A 21,390-nucleotide genomic window follows, 5' to 3' on the forward strand; every position below is an offset into this window, starting at 1 on the left:
TCGCTGCACGATCGTTCATGCCGGGGGCGGAACCACGGGCGCCCGGGCATGGCACGCCCACCACCCAGGAGTTGGACCATGGCACTGGGCTCGTTGCTCCCCGAACTTCAGCCCGGCGGAACGGGGCGTGTCCCGCTGATCGAGCGGATCGCCCGCTGGGCCGCCGAGAAGCCGGACGCCCCCGCGTTCACGTTCGTCGACTACTCGCTGGACCCCGCAGGCGCCGAGATCACGCTGACCTGGGCGGAGACGGACCGGCGCGCGCGGGCGACGGCGGCGCGGCTGCGCGCGTCCGCCGAGCCGGGCGAGCGGGTGGCGCTGCTGCTGCCGCAGACGCTCGAGTACATGATGACGATGCTGGGCGCGATGTACGCCCGGATCGTGGCGGTTCCGCTGTTCTCGCCGGACCTGCCGGGGCACGCCGACCGGCTGATCGGCGCGTACACCGACTCCGAGCCCGCGCTGATCGCGACCTCGCGGAACGCGCTGCCGCACGTGGAGAAGTTCCTCGCCGACCATGACGTGCCGCGCCCGCGGGAGATCGTGTTCGCGGACGAGGTCGAGGACGGCGACTGGGCGTACGAGCCGATCGGCTTCGACGACCTCGCGTACCTCCAGTACACCTCCGGCTCGACCCGGCGGCCCGCCGGCGTGGAGATCACGCACGGGAACGTGACGGCGAACGCGGCGCAGCTGTGGTCGGGCTGGGCGCCGGAGCGGCCGGACCCGGAGCTGGTGAGCTGGCTGCCGCTGTTCCACGACATGGGCCTGATCGCGACGATGGCGCTGCCACTGGTCCGCGGCGACCACGCGATCTACACCGATCCGGTGTCGTTCATCATGAACCCGATGCGCTGGATGGAGCTCATCGCGGCGCGGCCGAACAAGAACGTCTACACGGCGGGGCCGAACTTCTCGTACGAGTACGTCGCGTCCATGGCCACCCCGGAGAAGCTCGCCGAGCTGGACCTCAGCGGCCTGGTGACCTGCCTGAACGGCGCGGAGCCGATCCGTCCGGGGACGCTGTCGGCGTTCGCGGACGCGTTCGCCGACGCGGGGCTGCGGCCGGGCGCGCAGGCGCCGGGGTACGGGCTGGCCGAGGCGACGGTGTTCGTGACGGCGGCGGCCGAGGACGCCCCGCCGAGGATCGTGGAAGTGGACCGGGACGCGCTGCGCGAGGGGACGTTCACCCCGGCGGAGGGCGGCAACCCGCTGGTCTCCTGCGGCCGCCCGATCGGGCAGCTGGTCGCGATCGTTGACCCGGAGGCCCGCACGGAGCTCCCGGACGGCCGCGTCGGCGAGATCTGGGTGCACGGCCCCAACACGGCCCCCGGATACTGGCGGAACAGCGAGCGCAGCCAGGACACGTTCGGCGGCGAGCTGGCCGAACCCGGCCCGCTGCCCGCCGGGCCGTGGATGAGGACCGGCGACTACGGTGTCGTCCACGAGGGCGAGCTGTACGTCACGGGCCGCATCAAGGACCTGATCATCGTCGACGGCCGCAACCACTACCCGCAGGACATCGAGCTGACCGCGCAGGAGGCGCACCAGGCCGTGCGGCCCGACCATGTCGCCGCGTTCGCCGTGCAGGGCGAGGGCACCGAGCGGCTGGTGGTCGTCGCCGAGCGCAACCGGCGGGTGCCGCTGGCCCGGCTGGACCTGGAGGAGGTCGAGGCCGCGGTACGGGCCGCGATCACGGTCGAGCACGAGATGAGCGTGCACGACTTCGTGATGGTGGAGCCGGGTGCCGTTTCCCGCACCTCCAGTGGCAAGATCGCTCGTGCGGCGACCAGGACGCGGTACCTGGACGGCGAGCTGCCGAGCACCGCGCGGCGGATCGCCGGACGCGACTGAAAACAGGAGAACCATGCTGGCGGGGCTCGGGCGTCTGATCCACCGTGGACGCTGGGTCAGCCTTGTCCTGATCCTGCTGCTGACGGCCGGCGCCGGTGCCTGGGGCATCGGCGTCTTCAGCAAGTTCAAGCAGGGCGGCTTCGAGGACCCCAAGGCATCGTCGACGCTGGTGGCCAAGCTGGGCGCCAGCTATTTCGGCAGCACCAACCCCGACCTGCTGGTGCTGTACAGCAGCGACACCATGACGGTGGACGACCCGCGCTACATGGCGAGCGTCGTCACGACGGTGTCGCGGCTGCCGAAACAGCAGGTCGCCGAGCTGATCTCGTACTGGTCGTTCGCGCCGAAGGACGCGGCGCCGTTCGCGAGCAAGGACCGGCGCAAGACGTTCGTGTCGATCAAGCTTGAGGGCACGGACGACGTCACCAAGCTCGCCAACTACGAGGCCGTCAAGGAACGGCTGCGGGCGCCCGGCCTGCACGCCGAGCTGGGCGGCAACATCCCGCTCGGGGTGGAGTTCGGCGAGCAGGTGGTGGCCGACATCATCCGCGCCGAGATGATCACCGCGGGGCCGCTGCTGATCCTGCTGATCGTCCTGTTCGGGGCGCTGGTCGCCTCGCTCCAGCCGATGATCGTCGCGCTGTTCTCGATCGTCGGCGGCCTGGCGGTGCTGCACGGCGTCACCTACCTGACCTCGGTGACGTCGTTCGCGCTGGAAGTCGTCACGATGATGGGCGTCGGCCTGGCGATCGACTACTCGCTGTTCATCGTGAGCCGGTTCCGGGAGGAGCTGGCGCGCGGCATGGAGGCCGCCGGCCTGCCGCCCGGGAAACCGTGGAAACGCATCGGCGACCGCAAGCGGCGCCGCGCCGACAAGAAGGCGTACAAGCGCGCCCTCGACCCCGTCCGGCAGGCCGCGCTGGCCCGCACGATGGGCACCGCCGGACGGACGATCATCGTCTCCGGCATCACCGTGTCGGCCGCGCTCGGCGGGCTGCTGCTGTTTCCGCAGATGTTCCTGCGGACCATCGGGCTGGCCGGCATCGCGACCGTGATGGTCGCGGTGTTCGGCGCGACCGTCCTCCTGCCGACCATGCTGGCGCTGCTCGGCCCCAAGGTCGAGGGCGGCCGGATGCCGTGGCGGCGGCCCGGCTCCAAGCGCGCGGAGCGCGACCCCGACAGCGGCTTCTGGTACCGGCTCGGGCACAGCGTGATGAAGCACCCCGTCCCGTACTTCGCGGTGGTCGTGGTGATCCTCGGGGTGCTGTTCCAGCCGTTCCTGAACGTGCAGTTCAGCAGCGTGGACGCGCGCGTGCTGCCCAAGGAGAGCCAGACCCGGGCCGTGGTCGAGACGGTCAAGCGCGAGTTCCCCAGCGGCTCCACCGAGCCGATCGACGTCGTCGTCTCCGGCGACCTCATCCCGCGGAACTGGATGCCGGGCAGGGGCGAGCAGATCCCGCCGTACCTGGAGGCGTTCCGCAAGCGCCTGGCGGGCATGCCGGGCGTGACGGACGCGCAGTTCACCGGCTACTCCGGCACGTACGGCGGCGTGCGCATCTCGGTCACGCACAAGTACGACCCGATGGCCAAGCAGGCCCAGGACCTCGTGAAACGCCTGCGCGCCCTGGACCTCACCAAGGGCGACTACCCGATGCACATCGACGTCGGCGGCAGCACGGCGAGCCAGATGGACCTCATGTCCAGCCTGCTGCGCACGCTGCCGATGATGGCGGTGGCGGTCGGGATCGCGACGTTCGTCCTGCTGTTCATGTTCTTCGGCTCGATCGTGCTGCCGCTCAAGGCGATCGTGATGAACGTGCTGTCCATCGGCGCCTCGTTCGGGGCGATCGTGTGGGGGTTCCAGTACGGCCATCTGGCCGGCCTGCTGGACTTCACCCCGACCGGCGGCGTCGAGGCCACCAGCATGATCCTCATCCTGGCCGTGGTGTTCGGGCTGTCGATGGACTACGAGGTCTTCCTGCTCAGCCGGATCCGGGAGGAATGGGACCGTACCCACGACAACCGGACGGCCGTCGCGGTCGGCATGCAGCGCACCGGCAGCATCATCACCAGCGCGGCCCTGCTCTTCCTCGTCGTCATCGCCGCGTTCAGCCTCGCGGGCATCACGGTCGTGAAGCTGATCGGCGTCGGCATGTTCGTCGCCGTCGTCGTGGACGCCCTCCTCGTCCGGTCGCTGCTCGTCCCGGCCACGATGCGGTTCATGGGCTCGGCGAACTGGTGGCTGCCGCGCCCCCTCGCGGGCCTGCACGCCCGCATGGACCTCCGCGAACGCGACATCCTCCCCGAGGCGGGCGCGTCGAAGAATGCGGACCGGCCCCTCCCGTACGCCCTCCGCTGGGAAGAGACCCCCACGGCCTCTCCCCAGCCCCCGCAACCCGCGATGGCGGCGGCCACGACCCCAGCCCTGCCCCGCCGCCGCTCAACCCGCCACGACCCACCACCCGCCCACCTGGAATCACCACCACCCGCCCGTCCGGAGCCGCCGAGTCCGGAACGCGTCGAGCCGACGCCGCCCGCCCCGCCGCATCCAGCCCGTCTCGCAACGCCGCCACCCGCCGGTCGGGAGCAGCCGAGTCCGGCTCGCCCGGAACCGCCGCCGCCCGCACCGCCGCATCCGGCGCTCGCCGATGCGGCACCGGAGTCGCCGTGGTCCTCGCGGACCGAGGCGGCGCCGCACCCGCGGCCTGAGGGGGCGCGGCCCGCGCCGCAGGTTCCCGTGACCGTTCCGCCTGGGACGGGAGTCGGCGGGGCTGCGCCGGGGCGGCCGCGGTACGGGAATCCGGCGGCGGGCGCGCCGGGGGACGGGCGTCCGCAGACTTCGGGGGAACCGCACGGCCCGCCCCCCGCCACGTCGCCCGAGGCCCCCTGGGCTCCCTGGGCGAACGGGCCGCCGCAGCCGAAACCCAGACACAGCACCCGTAGCAGACGCGAGATCGTTCCCGACCCAGACGGCTCAGGCTGGCGCTGGCGGGACAGTGGAGGAAGCTGAATGACGACCGGAACCCGGTGGCGTGCCGTCCGGCGGATCGGGGCGGTGATCGCCGCCGCCGCCCTGGGCGCGTCGGCCCCCGCCGTGACCGCGCTCCCGGCGGCCGCGAGCGCCGGATTCAAGAAGGCGGACGGCGGAGCCGCCATCACCGCCTACCGCTGGCTCAACAAGGGCAAGACCGCCTTCGACTTCACGGTGAAGTCGCCGGCCCTCGGCTCGTCGCAGAACGTGCGCGTGCTGGTTCCCAAGGGCTGGAAGTACGGCTCGCAGCAGAGCTGGCCGGTCGTGTACGCCTTCCACGGCGGCGACGACGAATGGGTCTCCTGGACCCGCAGCACCGACATCGAGCAGCTGGCGAGCAAGTGGGGCGTCATGGTCGTGATGCCCGAGGGCGCCAACGGCTCGTACACCAACTGGTGGAACGGCGGCAAGGGCGGCACCCCCCGCTGGGAGGACTTCCACCTCCAGGAGGTGCGCCAGCTCGTCGAGCGGAACTACAACGCGGGCGGGTCGCGCGCCACGATGGGCGTCTCGTCCGGCGCTCAGGGGGCGTGCTCGTACCCGGGCCGGGCGCCGGGCATGTTCCGGTACGCGGCGTGCTTCAGCGGCGTGCTGTCGATGCGGCACCCCGGCATCCCGTCGCTGCTGATGTTCATCAACAGCGGCAACGGCAACGACCCGTACGCGATCTGGGGCCTGCCCTGGATCGACAAGGCCAACTGGGACGCCCACGACCCGCTCCAGCTGCTGCCCCGGATGAAGGGCACCCGCTTCTACGTCTCGTCCGGTACGACGGGCGAGCCGGGCCCGCTGGACTCCCAGAACCTCGCCCCGTGGGACATCGGGCTGCTGAGCGAGCGCGCCATCGGCCCGACCGTCCAGGCGTTCGCGAGGGAGGCGAGGGCGCAGGGCGTTCCGGTGACCGCGCACATCTACGGCGACGGCCGGCACGCCTGGCGGTACTGGAAGCGCGAGATGCACACCGCGTGGCCGTCCATGATGAAGACGCTCGGCGCGAAGCGCGTCGGCTGACGGGCAGGCCACCGCGGCCCGGAGCCCGGACCGGCTCCGGGCCGCGGCGTCGGTCACGGGCTAGGCCGCGACGCGAGCCCTGGTCTCGGAGCGCACGGGCGAGGACGCGCCCCGCTCGCGGGCGGAGAGCACCAGCGCGCCCCAGATCAGCCCGGCGCCGACCGGGAGCAGGTCCAGATTCGCCGTGATGGCGGCGAAGGCGACCAGGAGCAGGACGGGGCTGAGAGCGGCCACCGCCTTTCGGCCCGGGGCGACGGCCGCGTACTGGACGAGCAGCGCGAGCAGGCCCACCATGAACAGCGCCGGGCCGATCTCGTAGACCGCCTGGGGGAGTACGGCGGGTACGTCGGCGTACCGGTCGCCGAGCATGCTCTTCTCCGCCGGGTCCGCGGCTTGCAGGCCGACCACGATGTCGATGATCGCGACGCGGACGAACGTCACCAGCCCGAAGGCGGCGACCGCCGCCATGACGCCCGCTGTGATCCGCTGCGCTCTGCCGCCGCCGGCGATGGCCCGGATCCGGGCGTGCACGCCCGCGATGACCGCGCCGTACAGCAGCAGGGAGCCGAGGAAGAAGAGGTGCCCGATCGTCCAGGCGGGGCCTGGCCCGTGCTGGCCGTCGCGGCCGTCGATCAGCCGGACGGCGCCGTAGGTGAGCATGAGGGCAGGGGCGAGGTGGTACGCGATCCTGGTCATGGGGGTTCTCCCGGAGTTCGAGACCTGCTGTTCGACGTTCTCGATCTTCGGGGGAACGGCCGGTGCGGCGGATCGCCGCCGCGAGCGGTCTTCGGCCATCGGTGGCGCGGGGGATGACGCGAGTGCGGCTCCCCCGCGCGACGGAGCCGCCCGTCAGGCGTTGAGGCCGTCCTCGCCCCGCGAGAGGCCAGGCGAGGGCGGCCTCTCAGGAGGGCTCGATCAGCCGGGTCTCGTACGCGGCGATCACGGCGTGGACGCGGTCGCGGATGCCGAGCTTGGCCAGCACGTTGCTCACGTGCGTCTTCACGGTGTGCTCGCTGACGACCATGGCCGCGGCGATCTCGGCGTTCGACAGCCCGCGGCCCAGCAGGCTCAGCGTCTCGCGCTCGCGTTCGGTCAGCACGGCCAGGCGGTCGGAGGCGGTCGTGCCGGTCCGAGGGCGGTTGCGCGTGATGTCGGAGATGAGGCGGCGGGTCACGGCCGGCGCGAGCAGCGACTCCCCCGCCGCCACCACCCGGACCGCGTGCACGAGGTCGTCGCGGCGCACGTCCTTGAGCAGGAACCCGCTCGCGCCCGCGTACAGCGCGTCGTAGACGTAGTCGTCCTGGTCGAACGTCGTCAGCATGATCGCGCGGGCCCGCGTCTCGGCGCAGATGGTCTTGGCGGCCTCGATGCCGTCCAGGCCAGGCATGCGGATGTCGAGCAGCACGACGTCGGGGTCGTGCTGGCGTACAACGGCGATCGCGGCGGTGCCGTCGCCCGCCTCGCCCGCCACCTCGATGTCGGGCTGCGCGTCCAGGATCATCGCGAAACCGCTGCGGACGAGCTCCTGGTCGTCGGCCAGCACCACCCGGATCACGCGGTCACCGCCGCGGCGTAGGGCAGGCGCGCCAGCACCCGGAAACCGCCGCCCTCCAACGGACCGGCCTGCGCCGTACCGCCGCAGGACGCGGCGCGTTCCCGAATGCCGATCAGGCCGTCGCCGCCCCGCCGCCAGCCCGGCTCGCTCCCGTCGTGGCCCTGCCCGTCGTCGGTCACCGTGATCTCCAGTTCGTGGTCGGTCCAGCGGAGCCGGACCTCGGCCGTCCGCGCGCCGGCGTGCTTCACCGTATTGGTGAGCGCCTCCTGCACGATCCGGTACGCCGCCAGGTCGGCGTTGGCAGGCAGGTCACGGCCGGCGCCCTCGACCATGAGCCGCACGCGGACATGGGTGCGGTCGACGTGCTCGACCAGGCCGGGCAGCGCGCTGACGGTCGGCGCGGGCGCGCGCACCCCGACGTCCTGCTCCTCCTTCAGCACGCCCAGCATCCGGCGCAGCTGCGCCATCGCGTCCCGGCCCGCGTCAGTGATCGCCTCGAAGACGCGTTCGGCCTGGTCGGGATCGGTACGGACCACCACCGGACCCGCCTCGGCCTGCACGACCATGATGCTGACGGCGTGCGCGAGCACGTCGTGCATGTCGCGGGCGATGCGAGCGCGTTCCTCCGCCGCCGCCCGCGCCGCCTCGGCCTCCCGCTCGCGTTCGAGCTGCGCGGACCGTTCCACCAGCGCCTCCGACCGTTCCCGCGCCGTACGCGCCAGCGTGCCGAGCAGGAACGCCGTCATCGGCAACAGCAGCGTGAACATGAACTCGCCCGCGTCATTGCCCTTGATGAGCAGCGCGCCCGGCGGGATCGTCGCCATCAGCGCCGCGATGAAGCCCCAGCGCTGCCAGCGGTGCCGCCCCAGGTCGGCCAGCGTGTAGATCGCGACCAGCGCGCCGTACTGCAACACCTGGCCGGGCCGGTGATGCAGCGACACCCCCATCGCGAAGCACGCCACCACCAGCGCGACCGCGAACGGCGCCTGCCGCCGCCACAGCAGCGGCACGACCGTACCGAGGTTGAACAGCACACCGAACGGCGTCACCTCCGGCGCCGTACCGAACGGCACGAACACCGGAACGGCGACCGCCGCGGCCACCAGTACGTCCACGAGACGTCCGGCCCCCGCCCGCGGCCGAAGACCCGAAAAACGGAACCGACCCGACATCTCCCCAGTATCCCGACCGAAGCGGTCATGATCGCCTCGCCCGCACGAGGGATCTTCCGGCCGCCGCACAGAAGGGCGGTGACCGAAAATTCTCAGGGGGCGGAGGCCAGGAGCACCCGCCGAAGCCGTCCACGGCGCTGCCGCACGTGACGCCCGTACGGACCCTCGGCGGCGCGGGACACCCGGTACGGTGGCGCCGCGCCGGCCGCACGGGACCTCCACGCGGACCACATGCCCTCGCCGGGTTGCCCGGATGTTGACTCGTGGCGTGTCCGTCCTTCGCGGTGCTCCGGGAGAGAGACACGCCACGAGTCAACACGGCGGGGCGACGGGGGGGGGGGCCTCGCGGGCTGCGGGTGGAACCGGGGTGGTGGGGGGTTCGTCGGATGCGGCATGACCGAAATCGATGTGTCGAACGTTCCGGATTCGGCTGACGCCTGGCGGGCCCTCGCCGACGAGTGGGCCAACACGTCGGGTGTGCTCTCGCAGCGGTATACCGAGCTGATGCGGGGAGCGGTCGCCCACCTGGACGCTGATCCGGAGGGACCGTACGCGCCGGCGTGGGTGCTGGGCGTCCTCACGCTGGCGGACCGGCTGCACGGCGACCCGCTGCCCGATGCGGCGCCCGTCGTGGCGGCTCTGAGCGCGGTGGCCGAGCGGCTGGACGGCGCGCCCTGCGACCACGCCGACCACCCGTACCTGACGGACTTCGACGACGAGGACCTCGACTGGGACGTCCGGCCGGAGGACATGGCGCTGGCGGTCGCGGGCGCCGGGCCGGCCCTGGACGATCCGGGCCGGTGGAGGTGCCCGCGCAATGTCGCCGGGTTCGCGCGGACAGCGGCCGAGGCCGTGTCCCCGGGCAGCTTCGACGACGTCCCCGTCCGGATCCCCGCGGGCGTCGGGTCGGGGCTGGAGTACCTCGCCGACGTGGTCTACGACCATCCCTACAGCGACCCGTACGAGACCCTCGTCGACACCGCCCGCGAGCTGCTGGAGGCCGCGCGCCGGGACACGCCGGAGCTGCCGGGCCTGGTGTTCGCCAACTGCGCGCTGGTCTGGTACGCCATCTCCGAGCGGGTCGACTCCGTCGAGGTCCTCGACGAGATCATCGCCGCCCACGAGGCCGCCGCACGGCGTTGCGAGGAGGCTCCGGCGTGCGACCACGCCGACCATCCGGATCTCGATGACTTCGAGAGCTTTCGCAGGGAGGCCGAACTGATCCTCACTCCCGGCGGACGGCGCGCCTACCAATGGCAGCAGCGGTCGATGGGCGGGCTTCCGCTGGAAGCCTGGACCTGCCGCCGCAACGCCGGTGTCGAATCCGAGATGGCGCTGGGCAGGCTCCTCCAGGCCCGCGCGGAACTGAGCGCCGAGGCCGGCAAGGGTTAGCCCGGTGTCAGCGGAGGCCGTCGAGGACTTCGCAGGCGCGGGCGACGCCGTCCTCTGACGCGATGCGGTCGCCGAGGTGCCGGGCGCGTTCGGCCATGCGAGGGGTTCCCACCGCCTTCTGTATGGAGGAGGCCAGCCGGTCCGCGGTCAGCCGGGCGAACGGCAGCGGTGGCGGGCCCGCGCCCAGGGCGGCGACGCGTTCGGCCCAGTACGGCTGGTCGCCGAAGAACGGGCAGACCACCGTGGGAACGCCCGCGCGCAGCCCGGCGGACGTCGTCCCCGCGCCGCCGTGGTGGACGACGGCGGCCATGCGCGGGAAGAGCCACGAGTGCGGGACGTCCCGTACGGCGAGCACATCATCGTCGGATGTTCCGGGATCCCCCTGCACGATGCCGCGCACCCCTGCCTTGCGCAGGGCGGCGCGGACGAGGGCGTCCGTCGCGTCCGGATCCTTGGGGCGCATGCTGCCGAAACCCACGTACACGGGAGGGGCGCCGGAGCCGAGGAACGCGGCGAGTTCCGGCGGCGGCTCCCAGCGCGGCTCGTCCAGGAACCAGTAGCCCGTCATGTGGACGTACCGCGCCCAGTCGCGCGGCCGCGGCACCACGGAAGGGCTGAAACAGGCGAGTACGGGACGGCCCTCGGCCCGCGCCCGCCGCATGGATCCGTGCAGTGGCAGGCCCGGCAGGCCCAGCACGTCGCGGCGCCACGGGTTGATGAACGGCCGTCCGAGCTGCCATGCGACCTGCTCGATCGCGTGGTAGCCGAGCCTGTTCCCCCAGGGGCCGAGGCGGCGCGTCTGCGGCAGGAACGGATGCGGGAACGCCCCGGTCGGCTCGCTCGGCTGGAAGTGGATCAGCCCCCACGGGACCCGGAGGTGCTCCCCGAGGTGCTGCGACAGCATCCCCAGCGTGGGCCCGAGCACGAGGCCGGCGCCCTTGGCGGCGCCCAGGCACTCGTCCAGCAGCCGTTCGGCCATGGGGCCGAGGATGCGCCGGAAGCCGCCGAGGAACCGCACCGGGTTGCGGCCGCCGGCCAGCAGCTCCTGCCCGGCCTCGGAGTCGAGGATCTCGGTCGGGTCGGCGGTGAGCGGCGCCAGCTCCATCGGCCCGGCCTTCTCGACCATCCCGGCGTACCGGGCGCTCGCCACCAGCCGTACATGGTCGCCGCGCGCCACCAGGGCCTGGCCGAGCGCCACGCAGGGCTGGATGTCGCCCCGCGATCCCGCCGCCACGATGACCACGGTCCGGCTCACGGCGCCCTCCTCACCAGGCGTCCCGGCGCGGCGGCCGCGCCTCGCCATCGTCCTCGTCCGGTACGTACGGCCGGTACCACCCGGTTGGCGGCGGCGGAGGCCACTCCTCCCGGGCGCCGCCGTCCCCCTCCGCCGGGCGGGCCGGATACCGCGCGGGCGCGGTGTGCACGGGCCCGTCGGCGACCACCGCGAGGCCGTCGCGGGGCGTGTGGCCGTTCCCGGCCCGTTCCGCCGGTGGGAACGCCGGTAGGCCCCCGTCGCGGGCGGTCTCCCGCGGCTTCCTGGCTGTGCTCTGCGGTCGGACGTCCGGGTGCGGACCGCCGAGCGGATACAGCCCCGCACCTACGCCCGGTGCAGGCGGCAGGTCACTTTGCCGCGGCGGTCCCTTGTCGAACCAGCCTCCCGCGGCGGGCGCCCCGTTCCCCGCGAGACCCGAGCCGGACGGGCGCGGCGGCGCGGCGTCCGCGGCGGTGAGGTCCGCGACGGGGGCGCCCACCGGAACGGGTTCGCGGGGTTTCGGCGGGGCGGGGGCCGGGCGCGGGGTGACGATCGAGTGGCGGCCGTGCTTCGGGCCGAGCCAGCCGCGCCGGCTGGGCAGCGTCAGCGCGCTGATCACGCCGCCGAGCAGGACGAGGGAGGCGCCGAGGACCAGGCCGGACGCGGTGCCGTGGCGGAACGACTCCAGGGCGGCGGCGTCGGCGCCCTCGGGCGGGATCTCGTGGATGAGCAGGCCGACGATGGCGATGCCGAACGCGCCGGAGACCTCGCGGATGACGTTCAGGATGCCGCTGGCCAGGCCCGCCTGCTGCTCGGGGACGGCCTTGAGTACGTACATCGCGAGAGGCATGCACATGGCGGAGCCGACGCCGACGATGAGGACGCCGGGCATCAGCTCGGCGAACCCGTCGTCCTGCCGCAGCAGCGAGAACAGCACCATGCCGAACGCCATCGCGGCCATGCCGCCGCCGATGGCGATGCGCGGGCCGAGGCGGGCGGCGAGCCAGAACGAGACCGGCGTCATCACCATGACGGCGATCGCCGAGGGGAGCATGACCAGGCCGGACTCGGTGGGCGAGAAGCCGAGGTAGCGCTGCAGGAACGTGGCCGAGTAGAAGATCATGCCGTTGAAGCCGATGCCCCACATCATCTGGGACAGCAGGCCGCCGACGAAGACGCGGTTGCGGAAGAACCGCAGGTTCATCATCGGGTCGGGCGCCCAGCTCTCGACCACGATGAAGCAGACCAGCGCGATGGCGGAGAGCGCGAAAACAGCGAGTACGGCGGGGTCGGCCCAGCCGAGCTGGCGGCCGGACTCCAGCCCGTACGCCAGCGCGAACACCATCGTCGCGGAGATGAGGACGCCCGGGAAGTCGACGCGGGCGTCGCGGTTCTCGCCCTTGGACGTCAGCACGACCGTGCCCAGGCAGATCACCAGGATCCCGACCGGGACGTTGATCAGGAAGATCCAGCCCCAGTGCCAGTGGGTGACGATGATGCCGCCGATGGTGGGGCCGAGGGCGGTGGCGCCGCCGGCGGCGCCGACCCAGACGATCGTGCCGAGCGAGCGCTGCTTGTCGGTACGGCCGACGGTGACCATGACCAGCGTCGCGGGCATCGCGAGCGCGGCGCCGGCGCCCTGCACGACCCGGCCGAGGATCAGCACGCTGTCGTCGGGGGCGAGCCCGCAGACGGCGGAGGCGGCGGTGAACAGGACCATGCCGGTCGTGAACGTGACCCGGCAGCCGTAGATGTCGGTGAGCCGGCCGCCCGCGATCATCAGGCACGAGTACATCAGGATGTACGCGGTGGCCACCCAGTCCTTGGCGGCGTTGGACAGGCCGAGCTCGCGGATGATGGTGGGCAGCGCGTTGGTGACCACCGTGTTGTCCATGGTGATCATGAACGCGCTGACGGCGACCACCGCCAGCGCCCATCGGTATCGGCCCCGGGTCACCTGTACGCGCGGCGCGTTCCCGGCCGGAAAATCGCCGCTTCCCCCTTGTGGGTATTGTCACTATTCGCTTGCGAGCGGTTACCGCCCCATGTCTTTCGCGGGGCACGCCCAACTATGCCATCACGCCACATTGGTTACTTACGAGTCTTGTCATCGCCGTGACAAGCCCAGGATGAGAAAAGTGGTCTGGATGCGCATCGGGTCCCGGGCACCGTGGGACAAAGTGGTCCCTCCGCTTCGAACGATTGGGATCCACCCGCATGCACAGCAACGATCGTTCCGGAGCCGCGCAGGCCCAGACGCGGATCAGCGAGGATTCGATTCGTCGGCACCTGATCGACCAGATCGCGCGCCGCTCCCGGATCACGTCCGAAGAGATCGACCCCGACCGCCCCCTGGAGGAGTTCGGGCTCGGCTCCCGCGACGCGGTGGCGATCGCGGGGGAGCTGGAGCAGATGCTCGGCCGCGCCCTGCCGGCGACGCTGGTCTGGGAGCACCCGACGATCAACAGGCTGTCCGTGGCGCTGGCGTCCGGGGCGACGGCGGCGCCCGCGCCGGAGCCCGTCCGGCGGACGGAGTCCGACGAGCCCGTCGCGGTGATCGGGATCGGCTGCCGCTTCCCGGGCGGGGAACGGGACCTCAACGGGCCGGGCGACTACTGGCGCTTCCTGACCGGCTCCGGCGACGCGATCCGCGAGGTGCCGGAAGGCCGCTGGGACCCGTTCGACGACGGATCGCCCGAGGTCGGCGACCTGCTGGCGCGGACGACGCGGCTCGGCGGGTTCCTGGAGGACGTGTCGCGGTTCGACGCGCGGTTCTTCGGGATCACGCCGCGCGAGGCGGCGGTGATGGATCCGCAGCAGCGGCTCGTCCTGGAGGTGGCCTGGGAGGCGTTCGAGCACGCGGGGCTCGCGCCGGCCGGGCTGCGCGGCAGCCGTACGGGCGTCTTCGTGGGCGTCTCGGCGCCCGAGTACGCGGCGTTCACCGCCGCCGACCTGGCCTCGCTGGAGGCGTTCACCGCGACCGGCGCGGCGCTCAGCATCATCGCCAACCGGCTGTCGTACCTGCTGGACCTGCGCGGCCCCAGCATGATCGTGGACACCGCGTGCTCGTCGTCGCTGGTCTCGACGCACCTGGCGGTACGGGCGCTGCGCGCGGGCGAGGCGGACGTGGCGCTGGCCGGCGGCGTGAACGTGCTGCTGTCGCCGACGATCACGATGACGTTCGACCAGGCCGGCGGGACGTCCCCGGACGGCCACTGCAAGCCGTTCGACGCGTCCGCCGACGGAATGGTGCGGGCCGAGGGATGCGGCGCCGTGGTGCTGAAGCGCCTTTCGGACGCGCTGCGCGACGGCGACCGCGTACTGGCCGTGGTGAGGGGATCGGGCGTCAATTCCGACGGCCGCTCCAATGGGCTCGTCGCGCCGAATTCTGACGCTCAGAAATCGCTCCTGCGCGAAGTGTATTCGGCGGCCGGGATCGACCCGCACGAGGTCGATTACGTCGAGGCGCACGGGACCGGGACGTTCCTCGGCGACCCGATCGAGGCGAAGGCGGTCGGCGAGGTCCTCGGGGCGGGCCGCGAGCCCGGTCGCGAGCTGCTGCTCGGCTCGGCCAAGTCCAACCTCGGGCACATGGAGTCGGCGGCCGGCATCGCCGGGCTCATCAAGGCCGTCCTGGCGCTGCACCACCGGACGATCCCGCCGAGCGCGCACTTCAAGGAGCCGAACCCGCACATCCCGTTCGAGGAGCTGCGGCTGGCGGTGGTCGCGGAGGAGACCCCGTGGCCCGACCGCGGCCACCCGGCGCGCGCCGGTGTCTCGGGCTTCGGCTTCGGCGGGACGAACGCGCACGTCGTCCTGGAGGAGGCGCCGCCGCAGAAGGTCGCGGACGAGCCCGTCTCGGTGCGCACGTACGCGCTGTCGGACACCAGCGAGGACCGGGTCCGCGAGCACGCCGGCGTGCTGGCCCGCTGGGTCGCCGAGAACGACGGCGTCCGGCTCGCCGACCTGGCGCTCACCCTGCACCGGCGCGGCGCGCGCGGCCGGTCCCGCGCGGCCGTGGCGGCGCGCGACCGGGTCGGGCTGGTCGACGGCCTGACCGCGCTGGCCGAGGGCCGCCCGCATCCGGGCGTCGTGACCGGTACGGCGCTCGGCGTCCCGGGCCGTCCCGCCTGGGTGTTCTCCGGGTACGGGGCGCAGCGCCCCGGCATGGCGCAGCGGCTGCTGGAGGAGGAGCCGGCGTTCGCGGAGGCGATCGACGACCTGGACGCGCTGTTCCAGGAGGAGGGCGGCCCGGAGCTCTGGGACCTGCTCGAACAGGGCCGCAAGCCGGCCGGTCCCGGCGAGACGATGCCGGTGCTGTTCGCGGTGCAGATCGCGCTCGCCCGCACGTGGAGGTCGTACGGCATCACGCCCGGCGCGGTGATCGGCCACTCGATGGGCGAGGTCGCGGCGGCCGTCGTCGCCGGGCGGCTGACCGCCGCGGACGGCGTCAAGGTCATCTGCCGCCGCTCGCGGCTGCTGGAGCGGCTGGTCGGCGGCGGTTCGATGGCCGTGCTGGGCGCGTCCGCCGGCGAGGTGGCGCGGCTCGCGCACGACCTGCCCGAGGTGTACGCGGCGGTGCACTCCTCGCCGAAGCAGACGGTCGTGACCGGCGACGCCACGCAGATCGCGACCGTGGTGGAACGCGCCGGGGCCGAGGGCCGGCTGGCCCGCATGGTGCAGGCGGAGGGCGCCGGCCACTCGCCGCAGGTCGACCCGCTGCTCCCCGACCTGCGCGCGGAACTGGCCGAGATCGGCGCCGAGCCCGGCACCCCGCTGGCCGACGGCATCCGCCTCTACACGACGGCCCTGGACGACCCGCGCGCCCTGCTCGCCGAGCCGGACGGCGCACCGGCGCCGCTGGACGCCGCGTACTGGGCCGCCAACCTGCGCAACCCCGTCCGGCTGACGGACGCGGTCGCGGCGGCGGCCGAGGACGGCTTCCGGACGTTCGTCGAGGTCAACGCGCACCCGATCCTCGCGCACGGGGTCGGCGAGACGCTCGACGGAACCGGCGCGCTCGTCACCCACACGCTCAAGAAGGCGCGCAAGGGCCAGGAGACCGACGACGCGCTGACGTTCCACGCCCAGCTCGGCGTGCTGGCGGCGCACGGCTACACGGTGACGGCGCCCGTGGACGGCGGCGTGATCGACGTCCCGCCGGCGCCGTGGCGGCACGAGTCGTACTGGGTGGACCACTCCAAGCGGACGGCCGGCGGCCGGGACGAGCACCCGCTGCTGGGCGCGCACGTCGAGCTGCCCGGCGAGGACCGGCACGCGTGGCGCGCCGACCTCGGCACGGCGATGCGGGACTGGCCCGCCGAGGCCCGCGTCCACGGGCTGCGGGCGCTGCCGGTCGCCGCGTTCGCGGAGATGGCGCTGGCCGCCGGCGCCGAGGTCCTCGGCACGGACGCGGTGCGTGTCAACAGCCTGTGGATGGAGCGGCCGCTCGCGCTCGCCGAGCACACGATCGTGACGACCACGTACGACGAGGACGATCAGCGCGCCGAGATCCACGCGCGGACCCCGGCGGGGACCTGGGTGCGGCTCGCCGGCGCGGACGTCGGCGACGATCACCGCGAGCCGCCGCCGGCGCCGGCCGGGGCGCCGACCGAGGTGGCGGGCGCGGAACGCGGCAGCCGCCACTACCGGCTGCACCCCGAGGTCTTCGGCCGCTGCCTGGACGTCCTGTCCGCCGAGGCCGCCGACGCCGCCGGAGACGGCGGAACCTGGCTGGCCGAGACGATCGGCGGCCTCCGGGTGTACGGCCCGACGCACCGCGGCGGGCACGTCCTGGCCCAGGTCGCCCGGGACGGCGACGAGACCGTCGGGTCGGTCCTGCTGCTGGACGACGCCGGCGAGGTCCTGGCCGAGGCGACCGGGATCGTGCTGCGGCGCGTCGAGCGTTCCGACGTGCCCGTGCCGCTCGCCGACAAGCTCGTCGAGGTCGTCTGGGATGAGACGGAGACACCCGAACCGGCCGGCGCCGAGGGCACGTTCCTGCTGCTCGCCGAGGACGACGACCCGTTCGCCGCCGCGGCCGGCGAGGAGCTGGAGGCGCGCGGCCACCGGGTGATCCGGCACCGGCTCAGCGAGCGCCCGCCGGACGCGCACCCGCCGGTGGGCGACGGCGCGCCGGACGCGGTCGTCCTCGTCCCGCCGCCCGGCCTGGTGGACGAGGCGCTCGTCCTGACGGTCGCGGGGATCAGCCGCTCGCTGCCCGACGGACCCCGGCTGTGGATCGCGACCCGCGCCGCGCTGCCCGTCCGGGACGGCGAGGCGGGCGAGCCGGGCCAGGGCTTCGTGCGGGCGCTGACCCGCGTGCTGGCCTTCGAGCGGACCGCGCAGCGCGCCACCCTCGTCGACGCCGACCGTCCCGCGGACCTGGCGGCCGAGGTGCTGGGCGACGGCGCCGCCCGCGAGGTCGCCTGGCGCGCCGGCACCCGGTACGCGGCCCGCCTCGCGCGGGCCCGCCTGCCGCATCCGCCCCATCTGCCTCCCGGCGCGCCGCCCGGCAAGACCGCTGCGAAGGGACGGCGCGCCGGGGGAGCGTCCCGCCGCGCGGTGCGGCGCGGCGGCGCGTACGTGATCACCGGCGGCTACGGCGGCATCGGCCTCGTCACCGCCCGGCTGCTGGCCGAGCGCGGCGCCGGCCGGATCGTGCTGTCGGGCCGGTCGGGCCCGGACGCCGACGCCGAGAAGGTGATCGCGGAACTCCGCGAGATGGGCGCCGACATCGGCGTCGTGCTCGGCGACATCGCCGCCCCGGGCATCGCGGAACGGCTCATCGAGGTCGCCCGCGAGGGCGGCCGGACGCTGCGCGGCGTGCTGCACGGCGCCGGCGCGATCGACGACCGGCTGATCGCCGACCTCGGCCCGGACGACCTGGGCCGGGTGTGGCGGGCCAAGGTCGAGGGCGCCCGGCGGCTGAGCGAGGCCGCCTGGGACGCCGATCTCGACTGGTTCGTCACGCACTCGTCGGCCGCCGCGCTGCTCGGCTCGCCCGGCCAGGCCGCGTACGCCGCCGCCAACGCCGCGATCGACGCGCTGATCGCGCACCGCCGCGCGCACGGCCGTCCCGGCACGACGATCAACTGGGGCGCCTGGTCGCGGGTCGGCGGGGCCGCCGACCTCGATCTCGCGGTGATCGACCCGATCAGCCCGGCCGAGGGTGCCGAGGCGCTGGAGGCGCTGCTGGCCGTCGGCCGGCCGGCGACCGGCGTGCTGCGCTTCGACCCGGCCGCGGCCGTCGGGCTGTTCCCCGAGATCCGGAACATCCCGTACTTCGCGGCGCTCACCGAGGCCGCCGGCGCGGCGACCGCCGGCGCGTCCGACTGGCCCGGCGTCGAGGCCCTCAAGGACCTCGACCCGGTCACCGCGCGCCGCCTGATCGCCGACCAGGTGCGGTTCCGGATCGCGTCCGTGCTGGGCTTCGACCCCGAGCGGCTCGACCCGGCCGTCCCGCTCACCGACCTCGGGCTGGACTCCCTGGTCGCGGTACGGATCAAGAGCGGGGTCGAGCACGACCTCGGCCTGACCGTGCCCGCGTCCGTGCTGCTCCAGGGCGCCAGCGTGAACGTGTTCGAGGAGTGGGCGTCCACCGAGCTCGGCCTCGCCGCCGCGGCGGCGCCCCCCGCGGCGCCGCCCGCCTCGGCCGAGTCCGGCGCCGAGTCCGGGTACGTCATGCCGCGCGACGCCGCCGAACGCCTCGCCGTCCGGATCTTCGAGGACGTCCTCGGCCTCGACCGCGTCGGCGTGACGGCCGACTTCTTCGCCGACCTCGGCGGCCAGGAGCACCAGGCCGACCTGGTCGTCGCGCGGGTCGCCACGGAGATCGGCGGCGGCGAGGTGACGCGCGGCGAGCTGTTCGGGACACCGACCGCCGAGCAGGTCGCCGAGTTCATCCGCGCCGCCGACGAGGAGGCCGCCCGCCAGACGGTCCGCCCCCTCCGCCAGGCCGGGACCCGCCGCCCCCTCTTCATGGCCCACCCCGCCGGCGGCACCACCGCCTGCTACCGCCAGCTGACCGACCTGCTGTCCGCCGACCAGCCCGTGTACGGCCTCGAACGCTTCGAGGACGCCCCGCCGGTCGAGGAGCGCGCCGCCCGCTACGTCCGGCACCTCCTGGAGGCCCAGCCCGAGGGCGCGTTCCGCCTCGGCGGCTGGTCGTTCGGCGGCGTGCTGGCGTACGAGACGGCGCGGCAGCTCACCGCCGCGGGCCGCGAGGTCGAGTTCGTCGCGCTCTTCGACGCCGGGCTCCCGCTCCCGGTCGAGGACGAGTCCGACACCCTCGCCCGCCGCTTCTCCGCGTTCGCCGACTACATCAACGAGACCTACGGCCTCGACGTCTCGCTCACCTACGAGGAGCTCGCCGGGCTCGGCGAGGAGGCGCAGTTCGCGCTGGTCATGGAACGGGCCGCCCCGCTCGTCGACCACATCCCGCCGGCCGCCCTCACGCACCAGCTCACGTCCCACCAGGACACCCGCTCCCTGGAGGCGTACGAGCCCGGCCCGTACGACGGCCGGGTCATCCTGTACCACGCACCCGAGGAGACGCCCTGGTCGGTGAAGGACGCCCGCTACGTGCTCGACGGCACCAACGGCTTCGGCGGGCTCTGCTCCGCCCTGGAGATCGTCACGATCCCCGGGGCGCACCACCTGAACCTGCTCGACCCGCCAGGGGTCGAGGAGATGGCCGTGCACCTGGAGGCACAGCTCGCCGCACGTGATCTGCCAGAGGCTCGCCCGCACGACACCAAGCGTCCAACGGAGGAGATCCATGGCTCAGCCCGCGTCCAGTGACCTGCTCGCCGCCGCCCGCTCGGGCGCGAGCGGGCAGGAACTCGTGGACATCGAACTGCCGTCCACCTTCCGCGCCGCCTACACGCTGAAGGACGAGGTCGGCATCTTCGACGGCCAGACCGACAAGGACGTCCGGCGCTCGCTGCACGTGGGCGAGGTCGCCATGCCCGAGCTCGCCCCGGACGAGGTCGTCGTCGCCGTCATGTCGGCCGCGATCAACTTCAACACCGTCTGGTCGGCCATCTTCGAGCCGGTGCCGACGTTCGCGTTCCTGGAGAAGTTCGGCCGGCAGGGCTGGCACGGCGCCCGGCACGACCTGCCATACCACATCCTCGGCTCGGACGCCGCCGGCGTCGTCGTCCGCACCGGCCCCGGCGTCAAGAGCTGGAAGCCCGGGGACCACGTCGTCATCTCCCCGTCGTACGTCGACGAGGAGGACCACGGCTCCTACGACGACGGCATGATGAGCGAGTCCCAGCTGGCGTGGGGCTTCGAGACGAATTTCGGCGCGCTCGGCGAGTTCTGCATCGCCAAGGCCAACCAGCTCATCCGCAAGCCCGCCCATCTCACCTGGGAGGAAGCCGGCTCCAACACGCTGTGCGCCGCCACCGCGTACCGGATGCTGGTCGGCAAGCACGGGGCCCGCATGAAGCAGGGCGACGTCGTGCTGATCTGGGGCGCCACCGGCGGGCTCGGCGCGTTCGCGACCCAGCTGGTCAAGAACGGCGGCGGCATCCCGGTCGCGGTCGTCTCGTCCGAGGATAAGGCCGCCCTCGCCCGCGCGCAGGGCTGCGAGCACATCATCAACCGCAACGAGCTCAACCTCGGCGAGGAGGGCATGCGGAACCGCAAGGCGGGCCGCATCCTCGGCGAGGCCATCCGGAGCCTGGTCGGCGAGGACCCGCAGATCGTCTTCGAGTACCTCGGCCGCGAGACGTTCGGCGCGTCCGTCTACGTCGCCAAGCGCGGCGGGACGATCATCACGTGCGGCTCGTCCACCGGCTACAAGCACGAGTACGACAACCGTTTCCTGTGGATGCGGCTGAAGAGCATCATCGGCTCGCACGGCTTCAACTACCACGAGGCCGTCGAGGTCAACCGGCTCTTCGGCCTCGGCATGATCCACCCGACCCTGTCGGCCGTCTTCCCGCTGGACGAGGCGGGCGAGGCGACCCGCGCCGTCCAGACGAACCAGCACGTCGGCAAGGTCGCCGTCCTCTGCGGCGCCGAGAAGGAGGGCCAGGGCGTCACCGACCAGGCCCTCCGCGACAGGATCGGCGAGGAGCGCCTCAACCTGTTCCGCCGCTGACCGGCCTCCCAC

General features: G+C 73.3%; 11 protein-coding genes. 6 read left to right on the forward strand and 5 right to left on the reverse strand.

All coding sequences use genetic code 11. From position 1 onward, the window contains the following. The first annotated feature begins 78 nt into the window (after nucleotides 1–78). Genes ACA361_RS38680 through ACA361_RS38690 form a run of 3 tightly spaced genes read left to right on the forward strand, consistent with a single transcriptional unit; the run spans nucleotide 79 to nucleotide 5,896 of the window. Entirely contained in the window at nucleotides 79–1,854 is a 1,776-nt protein-coding gene (locus ACA361_RS38680; protein WP_375020108.1) for a fatty acyl-AMP ligase, read from the forward strand. Nucleotides 1,855–1,867: 13 nt separating this feature from the next. Continuing rightward, nucleotides 1,868–4,864: an MMPL family transporter gene (locus ACA361_RS38685; RefSeq protein WP_375020109.1), complete on the forward strand. Its 2,997-nt coding sequence runs from the start codon at nucleotides 1,868–1,870 to the stop codon at nucleotides 4,862–4,864. Beyond that, on the forward strand, nucleotides 4,865–5,896 hold the full coding sequence (locus ACA361_RS38690; protein WP_375020110.1) for an alpha/beta hydrolase: 1,032 nt from the start codon (nucleotides 4,865–4,867) through the stop codon (nucleotides 5,894–5,896). Nucleotides 5,897–5,956: 60 nt separating this feature from the next. On the opposite strand, the gene ACA361_RS38695 is transcribed toward ACA361_RS38690, so the two are convergent. The 3 genes from ACA361_RS38695 to ACA361_RS38705 all read right to left on the reverse strand — a co-directional run bounded on the left by ACA361_RS38695 (nucleotide 5,957) and on the right by ACA361_RS38705 (nucleotide 8,566). Further along, entirely contained in the window at nucleotides 5,957–6,592 is a 636-nt protein-coding gene (locus ACA361_RS38695; RefSeq protein ID WP_375020111.1) for a hypothetical protein, read from the reverse strand. A gap of 205 nt (nucleotides 6,593–6,797) precedes the next feature. Then, a complete protein-coding gene (locus tag ACA361_RS38700; protein WP_375020112.1) occupies nucleotides 6,798–7,451 on the reverse strand; it encodes a response regulator in 654 nt (217 codons plus the stop codon). Then, complete coding sequence (locus ACA361_RS38705; RefSeq protein WP_375020113.1) at nucleotides 7,448–8,566, reverse strand: sensor histidine kinase; 1,119 nt, start codon at nucleotides 8,564–8,566, stop codon at nucleotides 7,448–7,450. The genes ACA361_RS38700 and ACA361_RS38705 overlap by 4 nt, the downstream gene beginning before the upstream one ends. Nucleotides 8,567–9,016: 450 nt before the next feature. On the opposite strand from ACA361_RS38705, the gene ACA361_RS38710 reads away from it, so the two are divergent. Continuing rightward, nucleotides 9,017–10,015 carry a hypothetical protein gene (locus tag ACA361_RS38710; RefSeq protein WP_375020114.1) on the forward strand — a complete coding sequence of 333 codons (999 nt, stop codon included), beginning with the start codon at nucleotides 9,017–9,019 and terminating at the stop codon, nucleotides 10,013–10,015. A 7-nt stretch (nucleotides 10,016–10,022) separates the two neighbouring features. On the opposite strand, the gene ACA361_RS38715 is transcribed toward ACA361_RS38710, so the two are convergent. Then, on the reverse strand, nucleotides 10,023–11,270 hold the full coding sequence (locus tag ACA361_RS38715) for a glycosyltransferase (protein ID WP_375020115.1): 1,248 nt from the start codon (nucleotides 11,268–11,270) through the stop codon (nucleotides 10,023–10,025). Nucleotides 11,271–11,280: 10 nt separating this feature from the next. Then, complete coding sequence (locus tag ACA361_RS38720) at nucleotides 11,281–13,224, reverse strand: DHA2 family efflux MFS transporter permease subunit (protein ID WP_375020116.1); 1,944 nt, start codon at nucleotides 13,222–13,224, stop codon at nucleotides 11,281–11,283. A 260-nt stretch (nucleotides 13,225–13,484) separates the two neighbouring features. Between ACA361_RS38720 and ACA361_RS38725 the strand changes: the two genes are divergently transcribed. Both ACA361_RS38725 and ccrA read left to right on the forward strand, forming a co-directional pair. Beyond that, a complete protein-coding gene (locus ACA361_RS38725) occupies nucleotides 13,485–20,069 on the forward strand; it encodes an SDR family NAD(P)-dependent oxidoreductase (RefSeq protein WP_375020117.1) in 6,585 nt (2,194 codons plus the stop codon). Next, complete coding sequence (gene ccrA / locus ACA361_RS38730) at nucleotides 20,047–21,378, forward strand: crotonyl-CoA carboxylase/reductase (RefSeq protein ID WP_375020118.1); 1,332 nt, start codon at nucleotides 20,047–20,049, stop codon at nucleotides 21,376–21,378. The genes ACA361_RS38725 and ccrA overlap by 23 nt, the downstream gene beginning before the upstream one ends. Nucleotides 21,379–21,390: the final 12 nt, after the last annotated feature.

It is taken from the genome of Actinomadura sp. 21ATH (genome assembly GCF_041951345.1).
Lineage (GTDB): Bacteria > Actinomycetota > Actinomycetes > Streptosporangiales > Streptosporangiaceae > Spirillospora.

What these genes read in the sequence shown, in the direction of transcription:
- ACA361_RS38680 (WP_375020108.1), top strand. Translation starts at nt 79, where the DNA reads ATGGCACTGGGCTCGTTGCTCCCCGAACTTCAGCCCGGCGGAACGGGG.
- ACA361_RS38695 (WP_375020111.1), bottom strand. Translation starts at nt 6,592, where the DNA reads ATGACCAGGATCGCGTACCACCTCGCCCCTGCCCTCATGCTCACCTAC.
- ccrA (WP_375020118.1), top strand. Translation starts at nt 20,047, where the DNA reads ATGGCTCAGCCCGCGTCCAGTGACCTGCTCGCCGCCGCCCGCTCGGGC.
- ACA361_RS38725 (WP_375020117.1), top strand. Translation starts at nt 13,485, where the DNA reads ATGCACAGCAACGATCGTTCCGGAGCCGCGCAGGCCCAGACGCGGATC.
- ACA361_RS38690 (WP_375020110.1), top strand. Translation starts at nt 4,865, where the DNA reads ATGACGACCGGAACCCGGTGGCGTGCCGTCCGGCGGATCGGGGCGGTG.
- ACA361_RS38710 (WP_375020114.1), top strand. Translation starts at nt 9,017, where the DNA reads ATGACCGAAATCGATGTGTCGAACGTTCCGGATTCGGCTGACGCCTGG.
- ACA361_RS38685 (WP_375020109.1), top strand. Translation starts at nt 1,868, where the DNA reads ATGCTGGCGGGGCTCGGGCGTCTGATCCACCGTGGACGCTGGGTCAGC.